8 protein-coding genes, 3 tRNA genes and 1 pseudogene are annotated in these 18,899 nt (G+C 55.4%); 2 read left to right on the top strand and 10 right to left on the bottom strand.

Going from position 1 to position 18,899, the window contains the following annotated elements; translation table 11 throughout:
• Positions 1–125 precede the first annotated feature (125 nt).
• Entirely contained in the window at positions 126–2,975 is a 2,850-nt protein-coding gene (locus QTO31_RS03655; protein ID WP_301428126.1) for an N-acetylmuramoyl-L-alanine amidase, read from the bottom strand.
• Between the two features lie 227 nt (positions 2,976–3,202).
• Here QTO31_RS03655 and QTO31_RS03650 point away from each other — a divergent pair, with 227 nt between their 5' ends.
• Together QTO31_RS03650 and QTO31_RS03645 are read left to right on the top strand one after the other, a co-directional pair.
• Complete coding sequence (locus QTO31_RS03650) at positions 3,203–5,830, top strand: ATP-binding protein (RefSeq protein WP_301428125.1); 2,628 nt, start codon at positions 3,203–3,205, stop codon at positions 5,828–5,830.
• Positions 5,827–7,005 (top strand): hybrid sensor histidine kinase/response regulator, encoded by a 1,179-nt coding sequence (locus QTO31_RS03645; protein WP_301428124.1) that lies wholly within the window; start codon positions 5,827–5,829, stop codon positions 7,003–7,005. The genes QTO31_RS03650 and QTO31_RS03645 overlap by 4 nt, the downstream gene beginning before the upstream one ends.
• A 1,273-nt stretch (positions 7,006–8,278) precedes the next feature.
• Here the strand turns inward: QTO31_RS03645 and QTO31_RS03640 are convergent.
• From QTO31_RS03640 to QTO31_RS03600, 9 genes and pseudogenes are all read right to left on the bottom strand, one after another.
• A pseudogene (locus QTO31_RS03640) lies at positions 8,279–9,093 on the bottom strand (IS5 family transposase).
• A 204-nt stretch (positions 9,094–9,297) separates the two neighbouring features.
• Positions 9,298–11,082 (bottom strand): ABC transporter ATP-binding protein, encoded by a 1,785-nt coding sequence (locus QTO31_RS03635; RefSeq protein ID WP_301428123.1) that lies wholly within the window; start codon positions 11,080–11,082, stop codon positions 9,298–9,300.
• A gap of 46 nt (positions 11,083–11,128) precedes the next feature.
• On the bottom strand, positions 11,129–12,874 hold the full coding sequence (locus tag QTO31_RS03630) for an ABC transporter ATP-binding protein (RefSeq protein WP_301428122.1): 1,746 nt from the start codon (positions 12,872–12,874) through the stop codon (positions 11,129–11,131).
• A gap of 413 nt (positions 12,875–13,287) precedes the next feature.
• Positions 13,288–13,377 (bottom strand) — tRNA-Ser (locus QTO31_RS03625).
• Positions 13,378–13,388: 11 nt separating this feature from the next.
• Positions 13,389–13,482, bottom strand: a tRNA-Ser gene (locus QTO31_RS03620).
• A 23-nt stretch (positions 13,483–13,505) separates the two neighbouring features.
• Positions 13,506–13,581 (bottom strand) — tRNA-Trp (locus tag QTO31_RS03615).
• A gap of 205 nt (positions 13,582–13,786) precedes the next feature.
• On the bottom strand, positions 13,787–15,139 hold the full coding sequence (dnaB, locus tag QTO31_RS03610) for a replicative DNA helicase (protein ID WP_028457958.1): 1,353 nt from the start codon (positions 15,137–15,139) through the stop codon (positions 13,787–13,789).
• Positions 15,140–15,246: 107 nt separating this feature from the next.
• Complete coding sequence (gene rplI / locus QTO31_RS03605) at positions 15,247–15,693, bottom strand: 50S ribosomal protein L9 (protein WP_028457957.1); 447 nt, start codon at positions 15,691–15,693, stop codon at positions 15,247–15,249.
• A gap of 1,306 nt (positions 15,694–16,999) precedes the next feature.
• Entirely contained in the window at positions 17,000–18,784 is a 1,785-nt protein-coding gene (locus QTO31_RS03600; protein WP_301428121.1) for a BACON domain-containing protein, read from the bottom strand.
• Positions 18,785–18,899: the final 115 nt, after the last annotated feature.

The following is an 18,899-nucleotide window of genomic DNA, read 5'->3' as shown; positions in this document are numbered from 1 at the left end:
CGTTGGTGGTCGCTGGCGGGAAGGGGCAATGTATAGCATGCCGACAATCATCGAAGCACATTCGTAGGGGCGCGGTGCCCCGCGCCCGCGCTCCCCTCCCAGAAAAACACCTACCGGCAATCCGGCTACCGTTCAATGAGTGGCAACATCACCTGGTATACCGTTACACGACTATCCACGCGAAAACGCATCCCGACGATCTCTGACTCATTCCCGTTACTGTCGATTGCCTGATAGCGCAAATGATACTCGCCATCAATCAGTGATCCAACTTCGATAACCGGTTCGGTTGTGCTCACCCACGTCTCACCGTCCCATGAATAGCGCAAGATAGTATGACCACCACCCAAATCTGCGGCACTCAGGCGTAATCCGCGTAGTGAACGGAAAAGCGGACCAATCATCTCACCCTGGGCCAGCCCCTCACGGACCAGCGTAAAATCGCTTGCTCCCGGTTCCTTCACCCGATACCCTACCGCTGCACTCCCGTCAAGTTCAAAATACTTGATTGCCAGCGTGTGGAGACCAGCCGGGAGCGTGATGGTACCGGTGACGGTTTGGAGAGGATGCACGCCAGCATTCGCGACGACCAGTTGATCGTTCACCCACAGCCATGCGCCGTCGTCACTCTGTAACTCGAAGGTATACTCGCCACTCACCGGTGCGATAAAAGTACGAACCTGTTCAATCAAAAAGTAGTCGTTACGGTTGACTATCGGGCCATCAGCCCCCCAATCACGCAGTTCACCGTACCAGACAAAGCTCCCCAGAAGCGAACCACGGCGTATCGAGAGCGGGTTTTGCGTTCGTGATAGGAGCCGTGCAGGGGTGTTCGCCAATTCGTAAACCATTGCCAATGGCTGAAGCAGCTCGTTGTAGCGGGTTACCTGCGGCGGTTGCCGTTCAGGTGTGATCGTAATCTGCTGCTCGGCCTGGTTGAGCGACACATATGCCACGTATTCGTGAATGGCGCCCGCTCGTACCGTTACTACCCCTGGCGAACGAAACCGCACGTAGCCGACAATCGTCTGGGTTTGTCCGGGATCAAGCCGACCACTGATACCCCAACGCCACGGATACCCACCGGTTTCACCGGCACAGGGAACCGTTCGGCCCTGCATTCCCAGCATCACCCGAAAACGACCTGCCTCTTTCGGAAAAGTCGGATAGTTCTGATCCGTTGCGCCGAGAAAACATTCACCTTCATCGTAAACATAACCCTCGCGCTCGAATTCGCTGCTACTCAGATCGAAGACACTGCCACCTAATGGGTCTTGGCCGTAAATCGGTTCGGCGCCTACATTCCGCACTGTAAAGCGGATCGGTAAAACCTCACCTGCTGCCAGTGTCGTTGTACCGTACTCGACAGCCACTAATTCCAGACGCTGACGGCTGCTATCCAATGCCTGCCATTGCACTGCATCGAAGAGCACCGCCCGTCGTTGGCTCAGCGGCTCGCCGGTGAGATCCGATAGGGATAGACTAGCGGTGTTGGGGGCAAAGTTGTAGGTACCAAGATCAACCCAACCGGCTTGCGTTGCCTGATTCACCACGCGCTCGACAATGCCGGTAGCCGTCGTAATCCGGTAACGGGCCTGTTGACTCGGATTGAGGCCAGGGCAGTTGTTGGGAACATACACTAACACACGGTACACGCCAGCAGCCGGGAGATTGGGACGCCATGTAGCCGCGTTCGTACTTTCGGCTGGTTTGTCGGTGGCAAAGGTGTAGAGGGCTGTGCCACCGTATCCACAGGTAGCCAGATACCAGTTGGCATTGCTGCGCGTAAATCCACTCTCATGTTCCTCAATGATCAGATCACCGTTATCGGGTTGACTCTCACCTGCCAGTCGGGCCTGCACACGCTGGCGAATGCTGGGTAGCAGATTGAAGAGGGCATCACCCGGACATGTCGTATGGCCAGGCGTTATTTGGCGATGACCACTGATATGGTCGATGACCGATCCGGGGTTAAACGGGGCACAAAAGCGTGAAATCGAACAGCCGTAGTAGAAGCTACGACCAAGTGGATCAATCCGTTTCTGATCAGCTTTCCATGCCAATAACGCAACCAACGAATCGAGTGCAGCCGTGGTGGGTGCAGCACTACTGTAGGTGCCAATCAGTGCTACACCCATCGAGCCGTAATTGGCAGTATCGTGAAAACCAACCGCATCATCACCACCGGCCCGCCCTTCGTAAATAACACCGTTCGGATCGATCAGGTAGTTATAGCCAATATCACCCCAGCCTCGTGAATAGGTGTGGAACGACCAGATAGCGCGCACCCGATCTGCCCAGGTTTGCCCTTCGGCCAGTGTATTGGCGTCAGCCGTGTGATGGATTACGAGGTGACGCACCGGATAATAGGCTGGTGGCGCCAGCGGACTTTGTTGACCATGCGGATTGCCCCAGGCTGTACGACTAACTACCGGTGGTCGGGCAATGGCTGCCGGAATTCCTGAGAGGGTTGCCGTCGGTGCAGCCGGACCAAACCGACTATCAACGGTGCTGACCTGGAGCGAGCGAAATCCGGTTGGATCGCCGGGCAACTCGACCCACACCTGATACCAGCGCTGGTCAGATCCGACATAGATCACGTCACTCCAGTGCAGATCGGGACCATCAGTCGGCTGCCACAGCTCCTCATCTTCATGGATAACAACCCACTCACTCCAAGCAATCCCATCACGACTGACCCGCAGCGATAGGAGTGGATCACGATCAGCCACAACCGACCAGCGTAAAAGCATGTGCGTAAATGGACGTGGTGCTGGCATCGGTGGTGTCAGGAAACCGTTGGCAGCAGTCAGGAGTGGGAATGCTCCTTCGGTGATAACCTGCTCGTTCACAAAAAGCTGTTCGTCAGGGCGACCATCAGCGGTGCGCTTCACATTCGCCGATGCTGACGTGAATGGCATGATGAGTGTCAAGAGGATGCTGAGACACGTGATAAGACGAAACCGGTAAGTCATTGCACACCTCGGCCAATAGTTCACTTCTCTGTCAGCAATTCTAACGATAGTGCGTCGTAAAACCGAGAGCAGCAGGTGACGAAATGATGACATCGCAACGATGACACCTCTGTAAGCCATCCGTCATCTGGTGTTGATTGCGATCTACGGCGACTTCTGCTACCATACATAAAGATTTCATTAACAAACGGCTGTGCCGTAAGCTGCTGATATATCTACCGGCGTCTATGAACGCAATTCGCTCAAGCATCCAGCTCAAAATTCTGCTACTGCTGCTCGGTCTAGCCCTACCACCGTTGATCGTCGTTGGATGGCTTGGACTGAGCAGTTTAGCTATTGCTCGCGAAACAACGGTTCAGGAAGGGGCGAATGCGCTGCGGCAACAGGCTACTGCCAGTCTACGCCAACGTGCTGCCGATAAAGCTCAGTTCTACGATGCTGCCTTAGTGGGAGTGCAACAACAGGTCGAAACAGTGGCCGGATATGCCCTGCAACAGTACAATGCACCGGTTGTCGCTTTCAGCAACGAGCGTGTGTGGATCGCACCACGACCTAATGAAGCACTCTTGAAGGCATACGCGGCGGAAGTGGCGTATGCGCGTCGCATTATTCCCCTCTTGCGGGAGATGGTCGCACATAACCCGCTGGTGAACATTGGCTATATTGCCTTAGAATCCGGCGGCGTCATCGCATTTGATAATGAAGCCGTTGTTGATCAGTTACTGACCCTTGATTCGTTTGATCCGCGAGTACGTCCCTGGTACGTCAAGGCCCGCAAAGCCGGTACAACTGTATGGACTGAACCGTATGTCGATGCAAATACCGGCTTACTGGCGACAACCTGTGCCCGACCGATCTATGATGCGCAGGGCGTATTTATTGGTGTTGTGGCCTTTGATCTCTTGCTTGACACTATCCAACAAGACCTGTTGACCGTCGATATAGGTTCAAGCGGCTATGCGCTGCTCATTAATGAGAGCGGTGATGTGGTGGTACGGCCGAATATGCAGGTCAACGGGCGTTGGGATCAACCGTACCGTACCGAAAATCTGCTGAATTCAGCCAATGCTGATCTACGGGCAGTGGCCGAACAAATGGTGGCCCGGCAGTCGGGTGTGCAACTGATTCAAGAAGGTGAGCAGGTAAGTTACGTTGCGTATGCCCCGATCACCACTGCTGGCTGGAGTATCGCGCTGGTGATTCCCGCCGACGAAATTGATGCTCCGGCCATCGCTACTGGTCAGCGTCTGAGCGAGAGCCAGAGCCAGTTGTGGAATCAGTTGGTGTCAGTCTTGTTAGTTATCATCGTTGTTATCAGTCTGCTAGGTCTCTTACTCTCGCTATCGTTCACGAATCGGATCAGTGTGATTCGGGAAGGCGTGCAGGCGGTTGCCAGCGGTGATCTTTCGCAGCGCTTGCCCGCGGCTGGTGTTGATGAAATCGGTCAACTGGTTGCGGCCTTTAATCACATGACTGATACGCTGCAGAGCAAGATTGCCGAACTGGAAGAAAACGCTCGTCAACTGGCAACGCTCAATGCCGTCTCGAATGAACTGAAGAGCATTCTATCGTGGCCCGTCTTGCTCGACACCATTCCCAAATTAGTTTGCGAGCGATTTGGCTTTGATCGATCAGTTCTCTATCTCGTTGATGGTGATGTGTTGCGTGCCGTCAGTGCATCGTTTGGGCCTGAAAATGAAGCCGAGACCCAACGGTTTCTCGCTGTGGCGAATGCGCATCCGTTGCGTATTAATGGGAGTAGCGTTGAAGCCGATGTTATTCGGAGCCGGAAGGCTATCATTGTCGATAATCCTGAACAGAATCCTTTCGTCAGTAAAGCTAAGCAAGCGGTCGCAGCCAGTCAATCGTATGTGCAGGTGCCAATCTTTGGCCGCAATGACGTCGTGATCGGGATTATCTCTGCTGACTACAAGTATAAGCAGCGTTCTGTTCAGGCACGCGATGCAGCTCAGTTGCTCACCTTTGCCAGTATGGTCGGGTTGACGATTGAGAATGTTCAACTCTACAATGACCTTGAACAACAAGTTGCGCGTCGCACTGAAGAGCTACGAGCGGCGCTCGAACGGGCGCAACTTGCCGACCGTCGTAAGAGCGATTTCCTTGCCAGTATCAGCCACGAACTGCGTACACCGCTGAATGCAATTATCGGCTTCTCAACTGTTTTGCTTGATGATGCCGAGCAACCACTAACACCAACGCAACGCGAGGATATTCAGAGTATTAATCGCAATGGTCGCTTCTTGCTCCATCTGATTAATGAGTTGCTCGATCTCGCCCGTATCGAAGCCGGCCATCTTAACCTCGATGTTGGGAGTGTTGATCTGTATCACATTGTTAGTGAGGTCTGTGACACAGTACAAACCCTCTTGCGTAACCGACCTGTATTGCTACGGAATGCTGTTCCGGCAACTTTGCCGGAGGTCTCTGCCGATAGTGACCGGTTGCGCCAGATTCTCTTTAATCTGCTCTCAAATGCAATCAAGTTCACTGAACGTGGTACTATTACCGTAAGCGCCCAGGTGTATGATGAGGTTAATGAAGAGGGTAAGGTTGGTCGCTTTGTGGCGGTGAGTGTTTCGGATACCGGTATCGGTATCCCTCTTGAGCGACAACACGAGATCTTTAGCGAATTTGTTCAAATTCACGGTCGGCGGTCGCGTCTTGGTGGAACCGGCCTTGGTCTGGCAATTACCCGTAAATTAGTCTTGGCCCAGGGTGGGCGTATCTGGGTCGATAGTACACCCGGTATCGGCTCAACCTTTACCTTTACTATACCGATAGCGCAACCCGTCTTGCTGGCAGCCCAGGTTGATACCAACGTTAGTACATCATGAACCAGTTGCCACAAATCCTGTATATCGAAGATAACCCTGATAATCAGCGTCTGGTACAACGGGTGCTGAGTGCGCGTGGTTATCAGGTTATGATCGCAGAGGATGGCCCAAACGGTTTAGCGTTGGCTCGTACCAGTCATCCGGCGCTGGTATTGGTTGATCTCGGTATCCCCGGCCTCGATGGCTACGAGACGACTACCCGTTTACGTTCACTGCCTCATATGCGCGATGTGCCAATTATTGCGCTGACCGCCGATGCTTCGCCAGGAGCACGTGAACGGGCATTAGTCGCCGGGTGTGATGGGTATCTGAGTAAACCAATCGATGCCCGTGCGTTGCCAGCACAGATCGCCGAGTTCATTGAAGGCCGACGTGAACGTCTGCCAGAGGTCATGGAGACGGAGTTACTGCGTTCATACAATCAAAAGTTGGTCGAACGGCTCGAAGCACGGGTTCGCGAACTGACACAAGCCAACGCCCAACTACAAGACCTCGACCGGATGAAGGATCAGTTCCTGGCTACCCTCTCGCACGAATTACGCACGCCGCTGACTTCGCTGCTTGGCTATCTCGAACTCTTCGAGCGTGGTATGCTTGGCCCACTAAGCCCGCAACAAGAAGAAGCGATACGGGTTATGCGGCGTAGCAGCGAAGTATTGGCGCGCCAGTTGAACAATCTGCTCTATTTTCAGGAGATACGGAGCCGTTCTCTTCATTTTGTACAACTTCAACCACTCGACATCCTGCGTCCACTGGTTGCTGCTGCCCGCGAACGTGCTGCTCAGGCTCAGTTGCAGTTTGAGGCCATCTTTTCAGAGATGCGACCGATCGAAGTCGATCGCTCCGCTTTTGAGCATCTCATCCGTAACTTGCTCGAAAATGCGTTCCAATACACCGAGCCAGGGGGACGAGTACGCCTGATTGTCCGTGATGAACCGACGCGCCTGATTATTCGGGTCGAAGATACCGGGATCGGAATTGCGCCGAGCGAGCACGAAAAGATATTCCTTCCTTTCTATCAAGTTGATCACTCGTTGGCGCGTGGTCATCCCGGCAGTGGGCTTGGCCTGGCAATCGTGCGCCATATCGTCGAATCACACGGCGGGCAAATTGCTCTACGCAGCGTTCCCGGCGAGGGGAGTGCGTTCACGGTTGCCCTGCCCCGTCGTTTGTAACCTCTGTGTAGAAATGAGTTTCTCTACCTTACCCTGTAGCGCGGGCCTGTAGCCCGCGACCTGACATCAGTCACGGACCTAGGTAGCGCGGGCCTGTAGCCCGCGTCTCCTGACATCAGCCGCGGCCCTAGGTAGCGCGGGCCTTGTAGCGCGGGCCTGTAGCCCGCGTCTCCTGACATCAGCCGCGGCCCTAGGTAGCGCGGGCCTTGTAGCGCGGGCCTGTAGCCCGCGTCTCCTGACATCAGCCGCGGCCCTAGGTAGCGCGGGCCTTGTAGCGCGGGCCTGTAGCCCGCGTCTCCTGACATCAGCCGCGGCCCTGGGGAGCGCGGGCCTTGTAGCGCGGGCCTGTAGCCCGCGTCTCCTGACATCAGCCGCGGCCCTGGGGAGCGCGGGCCCTGTAGCGCGGGCTTTCAGCCCGCGACCTGACAACAGCCGCGGCCCTAGGTAGCGCGGGCCTTGTAGCGCGGGCTTTCAGCCCGCGACCTGACAACAGCCGCGGCCCCTGGGAGCGCGGGCCTTGTAGCGCGGGCTTTCAGCCCGCGACCTGACAACAGCCGCGGCCCTGGGGAGCGCGGGCCTTGTAGCGCGGGCTTTCAGCCCGCGACCTGACAACAGCCGCGGCCCTGGGGAGCGCGGGCCTTGTAGCGCGGGCTTTCAGCCCGCGACCTGACAACAGCCGCGGCCCTGGGGAGCGCGGGCCTTGTAGCGCGGGCTTTCAGCCCGCGACCTGACAACAGCCGCGGCCCTAGGTAGCGCGGGCTTTCAGCCCGCGACCTGACAACAGCCGCGGCCCTGGGGAGCGCGGGCCTTGTAGCGCGGGCTTTCAGCCCGCGACCTGACAACAGCCGCGGCCCTAGGTAGCGCGGGCCTTGTAGCGCGGGCTTTCAGCCCGCGACCTGACAACAGCCGCGGCCCTGGGGAGCGCGGGCCTTGTAGCGCGGGCTTTCAGCCCGCGACCTGACAACAGCCGCGGCCCTAGGTAGCGCGGGCCTTGTAGCGCGGGCTTTCAGCCCGCGACCTGACAACAGCCGCGGCCCTAGGTAGCGCGGGCCTGTAGCCCGCGACCTGAGATCAGCCGCGGCCCTAGGTAGCGCGGGCTTTAGCCCGCGACCTGAGATCAGCCGCGGCCCTAGGTAGCGCGGGCCTGTAGCCCGCGACCTGAGATCAGCCGCGGCCCTAGGTAGCGCGGGCTTTCAGCCCGCGACCTGACAACAGCCGCGGCCCTAGGTAGCGCCGGCCTGTAGCCCGCGTCCTGAGAAAGTGTCTGAACATTCTATGAATAGACGTTGGCATAGATGTGGGCCAAACGTCTCACCATCATGTGAATCATGGCGGCATCCATGAGCGCTTCGCTCGTATCGGTGCGTGCGTCGTCGTCCTTACGCAAGCGACGATACGTTCCCAGCCAGGCAACCGTCCGTTCCACCACCTAGCGTCTCGGCAACACGTGGAAGCGCGATACCCCATCGGGACGCTTGCTGCTGGCCAGGGTCCAGCCACCAACGCGCTGCGCCCATTCCACCACCTGGCCGGCATCGCCCCCATCGGCTCACATCATCCGCAGGCGCGACTGCTTCCTATGGAGGTTGCCCACCACCAACCGTGCCCTGTCCCGGTCTTGGATATCGGCGGCATGCACCACCGTCACCACCACGCCCACGGGACCCACCAGTAGATGGCGTGTGCGTCCGTAGACGTTGTTGCCAGCATCAGCCCCGCGCGGCCCCCGTTTTCGGTCGTTGTGACCGACTGGCGGTCCAGAATCGCAGCGCTCGGTTCTGCCGCTCGCCCTGCGGCAACGCGCACGTCCGTGCGGAGGGCAGCATGGATACGCACCCAGGTTCCATCCCGTCGCTAGAGCCGAACGGAATGATACACGCTCTCCCAGAGGGGCACGTCGTGGGGACGCATCCGCCAGGCGCACCCACTGCGCAAGATAGAGAAGATAGCGTTCAGAATCTCCCGGTACGCATGGACGCGGTGTCGCCCTCGGGGTGACGTCCGTTCCGGCAGAGCGGGGGCAATCCGTTGCCATTCGGCATCCGTAAGGTCGGTAGGATAGGGTTTTCGTGTGTTTTGTTCGTTCATACCATCTAAGGATACATCAAAACCCTCGACCAGATACATTTCAGACACTCTCTCAGCGCACAAAGCACTGCTCCGTGCTCGCTGTGCTCTCGGTGGCGATCCCGACCGGTTACTGTACTGTTGGATGCCCACTGCTTCTCAACGAAACTCAGCACACAAAGCACTGCTCTACGCTCGCTGTGGTGTTCAACCCTAAACCATCGCTTACCCGGTCATCCCCGCAAACTGCAATTGATACAACCGGTAGTAGTAACCATGCCGCGCCAGCAACTCATCGTGCGTGCCATCTTCAACCACACGACCTTTGTGCAGTACGACAATTCGATCCACATGCCGGATGGTGCTTAACCGATGGGCAATAATGATGCTGGTACGACCACGCATCAGGCGTGTCAAAGCTGTTTGAATCAGAGCTTCGGTCTCGGTATCAACACTGCTGGTAGCTTCATCGAGGATGAGTAATACTTCGGGATTAAAGGCAATCACTCTGGCAAACGCCAACAACTGGCGTTGACCAATTGAGAGATTGGCGCCGCGCTCGCGCACTTCGTGATTGTACCCGCCTGGCAAGCGTTCGATAAATCGGTTGGCCCCTACCATTTCGGCAGCAGCACGTACCTGTTCATCACTGATCGCATCGTTATGCAGGCGAATGTTGCTGGCAATCGTACCGCTGAAACACACTGGGTCTTGTGGTACGGCGGCAATGTGACGGCGCAACTCGGCCTGTCTTAGCTCACGAATGTCGATCCCGTCGAGGGTGATACTCCCTTCCTGAACGTCGTAAAATCGGGCTAAGAGACCGACCAGTGAACTTTTCCCGGCGCCGGTTGCTCCTACGATTGCAACCGATTGTCCGGCTGGGATATGGAGGTTGATCCCACGCAATACCGGCTCATTTGGATGGTAGCCAAACACCACGTTACGCAGTTCGATCTCGCCACGTACCGGCGTCGGCAATGAGCGGGGGTGTACAGGATCGCGCACTTCAGCTTCGGTATCAAGCACAGCAAAAATCCGTTCTGCCGAGGCCATTGCCGATTGCAAGACTGTGTACCGCTCGGCCAGATTGCGGATCGGCTGAAAGGCACGTTCCAGATATTGGATGAACGCGACCAGCATACCAAGCGATGCCCAGTTGGCTAATACGCCATTGCCGCCACCCCAGAGTAGTGCCGCCGTACCAATTGCGGCCAGGAGATTAACCGACGGTATGAAGATCGCAAAGATGAGCACCGACCGAATATTGGCCTGCATATAATCATCGCTCAAACGCGCAAATGCCATTCGACTGCGTTGCTCAGCGTTGAAGAGTTGGGTGACCAGTATTCCACTGATCTGTTCGCTGAGAAATGCATTGATCCGAGCCAATCGCTGCCGTACCAACCGATAGGTAGATCGCATGAAGCGTTGGTAGATTGATACAATCAGTGCCAGCACGGGCAGCGTTGCCAGACTGATCAAGGCCAGTTGCCAGTTGAGCACGAACATTACTACGATAATCCCAACCAGGGTCAGCAGGTCGGCTACAATCATTACCACACCCTGGGTCAGAAATTCATTGAGTGCGTCAACATCATTCGTAATCCGTGTGATTAAACGTCCTACCGGATTGCGATTGAAGAAAGAGAGACTCAGGTACTGAATATGACGAAAGATCGCAACCCGTAAATCCTTCATCACCTGCTGACCAACACTGTTGATGAAATAAGAATGACTGTAGCGAAATCCAAAATTGATCAGCAGTGTACCAACGAAGGCAACAAAATAGGGCCAGATACCATCAATTGCACCAGCCCGAATCGGGCCATCAATGGCACGCTGGAACAACAATGGTGGGAGCAGATCAGACAGAATCGCCCCGAACAACAGTAAAATCGCCACACTGAATTGCCGCCAGTAAGGCATAACATATGTAGCCAACCGACGTACTAAGCGTCCATCGTAGGCTTTGCCGAGAATGGCGTCGTCATCAGCATGATGTACCACGTGAAACTCCTTATGTTCTGTAACACAGAGTTATACTTCGTCGTCGTTATTCTTCGCGCTCAAGCTCAGCCGCAAGCAGCTCTCGGCGATACATCGCCGCATAACGTCCGTTGCGTGCCAACAGCTCTTGATGCGAACCGCGTTCAACAATCTGACCATCTTCAAGCACGATGATCTGATCGGCATCACGTACCGTTGCGATCCGCTGCGCGATAATGATTGTTGTCCGTTCGTTCATTTCGGCCCGCAGACCGGCCAGGATTTGAGCGGCAGTGTGTGTGTCAACACTACTTAACGCATCGTCGAGGATCAAGATGCGAGGGTCGCGCATCAACGCACGGGCAATTGCTACTCGCTGTTTCTGACCGCCAGACAGTGTAACCCCGCGTTCGCCGACCATTGTCTCGATACCACCTGGAAATTGATCGAGGTCGTTGCTCAGTCGTGATACCTCGATGACACGCTCGAGGCGTACCGGATCAATTGTCTCTACTCCAAAACCGATATTTTCACGCAGCGGCATGCTGAACAGAAAACTCTCCTGGGGCACATACCCGATCATCCGACGCAGAGCTGCCAGGTCGAGTTCACGTACATCAATCCCATCCACCAGAACCTGACCTTCATCAGGATCACGCACTCTACCAAGCAAGTTAACCAGGGTCGTCTTGCCTGCGCCAGTAGCACCGACAATTGCCAGCACCTTCCCTGCTGGTACCTGAAACGACAAATTACGGAGCAACCACTGATCGCTATGATTGGTACGTACTCCAACCTTACGAAACTCGATTGATCCACGACCAGGCGGCAATCGTGGAGTTGATGGTGAAATGATTGCCGGTTGAAGACGCAAAATGTCATTCAAACGTTCGAGTGATGCAGTTGCTTGCTGAAATAAATTAACCATCCATCCCAAAATAATCATTGGAAATGCTAGCAGAGCCAGGTAGGCATTGAACTGTACCAGTTCACCGATAGTAAGGGTACCGGCAGCAACCCGCTGACCACCAACCAACAAAATCAGGGCGGCAATGAAGCCCAGACAGAAAGTCATTGCTGGCCATAACGCACCGGAAAGCAACACATAGTGTAGATTGAGTTTACGATAGCGCTCATTATCAGCGGCAAAGACGGCAATCTCGGCCTCTTCTTGCGCAAATGCCTTCACAGTCCGGATTCCGGCAAAGTTCTCTTGAGCGCGTGTCGAGAGGATACCAAACTGATCCTGCACGCGATGAAAGGCCTGTCGCATACGCCCACCGATTGCAACAAACACTATTGTCGCCATCGGTAACAGCAACACCACAATCAATGCCAGCACAGGATCGACCAGCATCATCAACACCGTCGCCGCCAGAAATGTGAGCACTGCCGTGGCTGCACCGTTTAGGCCAGGCCCGAGAAATTGCCGTACTGCGCTCAAATCGTTGGTAAGACGGGCCATTAGATCACCGGTATAGTGCTGTTTGTAAAACATTTGATCAAAGCTCAGCAGTCGGTCGAACAGATCGGCGCGCAGATCATTCTCGATCCGGTATGAGGTGACGGCAATCAACATCCGCTGGACAAACTTCATAGCACCGTCGATGATCGCCAAACCGATTAACGCACCACCAAACCAGAGCAGTTGGTGCGGATCAATAGCCCTATTCGCTAGGCTGTCAATGGCCAGTCGCAATACGAGCGGACTAAACGAACTGACTGCTGCGCCAAGTGCTGCCACCACAAGGCCGGCGATCAACCGATAACGGTAGCGGTAGATGTAAGGAAATAAGAGACGCAGGTGGTACATACCAACTCCTGACAAAGCAAATATCGCTAAAGCAGTATAAACCAAGTCGCACGAGATTGTTGTCAGTCGTAGGATGGAAAGAGGGCTTTTCAAGGTTTTTTTCCTGCCCGAAGGAGAGAGGTGAAGGAATAAGAGAGGCGCCCAAACCGTCCCCACTGTGTGCGGAGGCTCGTATTGTCCTGTTCTGACAATAGTCTGTGACCACGCTTCCGTGGTCTCGCCAACGATGCCTTGTCATTGCAGTGGGAGGAATGAATTCTAAACCCGACCGGAGCATCCCCTTCCTTGCTCAGTTTGGGAGAGGAAGGAAAATGGGGGAGAGGCATTTAACGCTTTCCCAGTCAGGCAGTAGCGATACGATAGAAAAGAGAATAAGCAATAAAAAACGCACTCGCGATAACTGCGAGTGCTGGTGGCGGGGAGAGAGGGATTCGAACCCTCGAGGGGGTTGCCCCCCTAGCGGTTTAGCAAACCGCCGCACTCAGCCACTATGCGACCTCCCCGTATCAGATTATGGAGGGGGCGGTGGGATTCGAACCCACGGGACGCATTGCTACGTCCTTCGGTTTTCAAGACCGACGCATTAAACCGGACTCTGCCACGCCCCCGACTGGCTGGCCGGCATAAAAATTGGCAGGCGGGACAGGACTTGAACCTGCAACCGGTGGATTTGGAGGCCACTGCTCTGCCAATTGAGCTACCCGCCTTCGCGCCTTATATACTACCATATCGGAGTAATTTTGGCAAGAGCGTTCAAGCATAGCAAAGCCTGGTAGCTTTACCCCTTTTTTCTACCTGACAGGGCGGCTCATCCGCAGGAATGAGGCGGTGACTTTCTTTTAGCGCCACCTTGCCCCGCCATACAACTCTGTCGTATCGTGATGTATGACGACGAGTTTTTCAGACAAGCACTTAGAATCCTTCCGGTGCTTTATAGCGTTCAAGATTTTGAAAGCGGGTCGTGCGCGACTCAAACCGCAATGGGATGACCCCAAGTGGGCCATTGCGATGTTTCGCGATATGAATCTCAGCGATCCCTTTCTTATCCGTGTCTTTGTCGTACAGTTCTTCACGGTAAATAAACATCACAATATCAGCGTCTTGCTCAATGGATCCCGACTCGCGCAAGTCGCTGAGCATTGGCACATGGTTTTGCCGTCCCTCAACCGCACGTGAGAGCTGAGAAAGGGCAATCACCGGTACGTTCAGTTCGCGGGCCAGTGCTTTCAGCCCACGACTGATGTCGCTAACCTCTTGCACTCGATTGTCGGTGCGTCGTCCCGACATCAATTGCAGGTAGTCGATCATCACTAGGGTAATGCCCACTTCACTGTGCAACCGACGGGCGCGAGCACGAACATCGGTGATACTCAGCCCTGGCGTGTCTTCAATGTAGATAGGGAGTTCGGAGAGGACACCAAGTCCTTCGATTGCTAAACTCAGCTCTTCACCGCGTAGATTACCGGTGCGTAAGCGTTGCATGTCAATACCGGTATGCATTGCCAGCATACGCTGAACCAGTTGTTCACGGCTCATCTCCAAGCTGAAGATAGCGACCGTGCCATTGGTCTGAAACGCCACATTGTAGGCCAGCGAGAGAGCGAGCGAGGTTTTCCCAACGCTAGGCCGAGCCGCGAGAATGATCAGGTCACTGGGTTGCAACCCACCGGTCAGTGCATCGAGGTCATGGTAACCGGTCGGCACCCCTATAACCTCACCACGCCGCTCCTGCATCGACTCGATCTGAGCGAAGAGCGTATTGACCACCCGACCAATATGGACAAAGTCTTGATTGTTGCGCCGCTGCGAGACCGCAAAGAGTTCTGCTTCCGCTCGATCAAGGGTCTCTTCGAGATCACTTGATTCGTCGTAGCCCATCGCTGCGATTCGACCGCCAGCCTCGATCAGGCGACGCAAGAGAGCCGTTCGTTCAACAATCCGAGCATAATATTCAATGTGCACTGCGGTTGGTACTTCGGTGACCAGCTCACTCAGCATGGTCAGGCCGCCAACCAATTCAAGCTGACCACGTCGGCGAAGTTCGGCGGCAACGGTAGCTAGATCCGCCGGTTCCCGCCGGTTGTAGCAGGCCAGCATCGCCTCGTAAATCAGGGCATGCTTTTCCAGGTAAAAGTATTCGGCAGGGAGCCAACCGGCGACAGCGATGATGGCGTCACGTTCAAGCAAGATTGAGCCAAGCGTTGCCCGCTCTGCCTGTAAATCAAAGGGAACACTACGTTCAATCCGATCTTCCCGCTTTTCCACCGTTTTTCCCCTGTTGCCCACCAGTTATCCACATCACTTCTATAAAACGCCAATGTGCCGCATATTGCGGCACATTGACGAAACCTAGTGGATATGACAATTGCGAATTATTCGCCCACGACCACTACCTTGAGGGTTGCAGTAATACCGCTGGCCAGTTCTACCGGTACCTCATATTCACCGGTACGCTTGATCGGATCTTCCAACATAATTTTACGCCGGTCAATCTCAATCCCGACCTCTTCACGCAGCTTGGCAGCGATGTCGGCATTGGTGACCGAACCGTAGAGCCGATCTTGTTCGCCAACTTTCGCCGTAAATGTTAACGTCAGCGCTGACAGTTTGGCTGCCAGTGCTTCAGCTTCTCTACGGGCCGCTTCCGCTCGCCGACGCTGAGCAGCTAGCCGTTCCTCGGCTTGCTTAATGTGGCTCTTGGTTGCCAAAACTGCAAACCCTTTTGGTAGCAGATAATTACGGCCAAAACCGCCGCTTACATCTTTGATTTCACCTGCTTTCCCCAGGTGCTCAACATCCCGGAGGAGCAATACTTTCATTTTCTTTGCGCTCACAGCGCTCTCCTTTACCTGTTCCGTTTACCGAGCAACGGCCCTTATCTTACCATAAACCCGTCCTGATCGTCAACGTTGCCAGGCCTGCGCGAGAGGTTTTTGCTTTGGGATACATTGGGGTACATTCGATGAGGTCTGTTCGACGATGGAGTGATAGCGACGAACCGCACGCATCTGCTACCGATCACCTGGGTACGCGGGCCTCCGGCCCGTATGTTAAAGCGGCACGCCGTTTGGGTCTTCGGCTGGTACCTGGGTACGCGGGCCTCCGGCCCGTATGTGGAAGCGGCGCGCCGTCTGGAGCTTCGGCTGGTACCTGGGTACGTGGGCCTCCGGCCCGCATGTTAAAGCGGCACGCCGTCTATGTCTCCGGCTGGTACCTGGGTACGCGGGCCTCCGGCCCGTATGTTAAAGCGGCACGCCGTCTGGGTCTTCGGCTGGTACCTGGGTACGTGGGCCTCCGGCCCGCATGTTGAATCGGCAAGCTGTCTAGGTCTTCGGCTGGTACCTGGGTACGCGGGCCTCCGGCCCGTATGCTAAAGCGGCACGCCGTTTGGGTCTGCGGCACGCCGTTTGGGTCTTCGGCTGGTACCTGGGTACGCGGGCCTCCGGCCCGTATGTTAAAGCGGCACGCCGTCTGGGTCTTCGGCTGGTACCTGGGTACGTGGGCCTCCGGCCCGCATGTGCGGTGTACGGAGGGGACTTCCTCCACCCTTTAGGGGCGGCAGGGGCGAGGGAATGAGGATGGAAGCGCACTGATGACGTGGGCTAGCTGCCACATGATCATCGAGATGCGTGACCAGAACCCATCGGTTGGCGTATCAGCACACTATTGACCCAAGCCCTAGCAGGCGGTCAGTAAGCGGTAGAACCCATTCCTCCCGACGTAGCAACAGGCATGATCGGCGAGTCGGCGGAAGCGTACCGTTGTTCCGTACATACCTTTCAGGATGCGGGCCGCTGGCCCACGTCGTGCGGTGTACGACTAGCAGCCATTGGCTAGCGTAATAGCACACCATCCCCCAGACCCTCCGCTTTCGTTGTCCCCCTCACTTGCGGGGGCCTGGGAGATGTTGAATCCACATCTACAATACGGTGATAGGTACAATCGGTGATACTACGTGTGTTGACCGCAAACGTTCCTCGGTTATGGGAATCTACACACCGCATGCGCACAGCGGATAGGCTGAGTCTCTCCATTCTCTCTTACTGCCAGGCAGGGTGAAAACGTTGAAAACCTCATAGCGTTCTGCCGACTGTCAAACATGCATAGCAAGACACGCAGCACATCCTATTCGTTTCGCCCCACTATCGGTACATAGAGACGGTATACCGTTGTCACTATTCGCAATGTGATCGGGATGCTCTTGCTTCCAGCGCTACCGGCATTTACATTGATTACGGTCGTGTAGTTGCCTGTTGATAAGCTGGTTGGATTGATACGATAACGTAGTTCGCTACGATACCCGTTCCCGCTGGTCGTTTCGAGCGTCAACCAGCTCGCACCACCGCTGGCGCTCCAGGCAATGTTAGCTGAACCGAGGTTCTGTACCATAAGCGTATACGTTGCTTCGGGATCGGTTGGCAGTGCGATCAGGGTCACTTCGCTTGGTGTTACCACGAGTTGGGCAGGTGTGTCCTGTCGGAGATAGACTGGTGTCTCGCTTAACGGAATCTGGACCTGGCCGTTCTGAATATTTAACGGGAGGGTATTCCCATCACGACTAATCAGTTGGGCAGTACGACCTGCCTCAAGCGGCACCGCACGTATCTCGGCAACACCGGTCGTCCATAGGAGATCAACAAGCGCGCCAGTACTGGTCTGAAAGCGCAGATGGTAACGTGCTGGTGGTGTTAAGGCATTGGGTTGAAATGAGTAATTGTGTAGTGGACCGAATCCGATAAACGTGGCTACTCCGAGTTGAGCTGTAAGTGTCGCGTAGGCATTGGCAGCCAATTTACGGCTATACCCCTGATTACGGTTCCGCAAGATCGCCGCATTGCCCCACAAATCACTGGTGGGGCTATCGAATTTATCTTCGAGTTGGAACCAGTTGATGTGCTGTACGCCTAGGGCCAGGGCAATCCCATGGCTACGTACCAGATAATTCGCCTGCTCATGCTCGGTCCGGCAAATCGGTGAGGACAGAGTACAGGTTGACCACCCTAGCTCGCTAATCCAGATCGGTACGTTTGGCCCACGCTTGGCATCGAGCCAGCCACGGGTATTGGCAATCCGCCCCCATAACGAGACCAGGCCATATAATCCAGCGCGATCAGGGGCAGTGTCAGGCATATATGGATGAATGGCTAACGCATCAAAGCTTGTCTGTGCTGCGGGAACGGTAGAAAAGGCTGCACCAAGAAATTCTAATCCGTCGCGGTTTCCGCCGATACGAGTGCCCCCATCGAAGACGTAGACGCCACCGGTGGCAACCAATGCCGTTGGATCGGCTGCTTTGGCAGCAGTGTAACCAGCAGCCAGTATCGCACCGTATTCATGCGCCTCACCTGGCCAGGTAGCCCAGTTGTTTGGTTCATTCCAGATTTGCCAGGCTGCTACTCGTGGCGAACCCGGTGCATCATTGATCCCATCACCATCGTAACGCTCGACCGCAGCCGCTACAAAATCGGCAAAGTCCTGCGGGTTGGCTGGTGGACACCAGTAGTTCAGGGAACCGCCATGGCGGGTGATTCGACTACTGCAATCGCTCACCCGTGCCCAGCCTGGTGTTGTCAGCAGCATCCCGATAATCCCAAAACCGGCCTGCGCTGCCTGAGTCAGTGCTGCGTCCATTAGTCCCCAGTTGAATACCCCTTTACCTGGTTCCAGATTGGCCCAACTGATCTCTTCACGGACCCAGCGTGCACCGAGATCGCGTGTCGCGTTGATTAATGCCCCAAGATCATCGTTCCGATTTTGCGGTAATCGTTCCAGACCACTGAAATAGGTGTTGAGGCCAAATGCACTCAGGCGAGTAGGCTGATTCGGCACTGCGCCAAGGGTTGTTGGCTGTACCAACAGGACGAGCGAAGTAACGATCCAGAGCACAAGCAGACTGTACGTATATCTCATAGCAGTTTCCGTAGTCGATTGTTAGTGGTCTTCCTGTATGCAACGTATTCGGAATATCGTTCAAGCGGTATCAGTATGCACGCTATGGTGGTCCGGTTGGGAAACTGCCTTTGTT

Source organism: Chloroflexus sp. MS-CIW-1 (assembly GCF_030444705.1).
Lineage (GTDB): Bacteria > Chloroflexota > Chloroflexia > Chloroflexales > Chloroflexaceae > Chloroflexus.
This window is presented reverse-complemented; position numbering and strand designations above follow the sequence as displayed.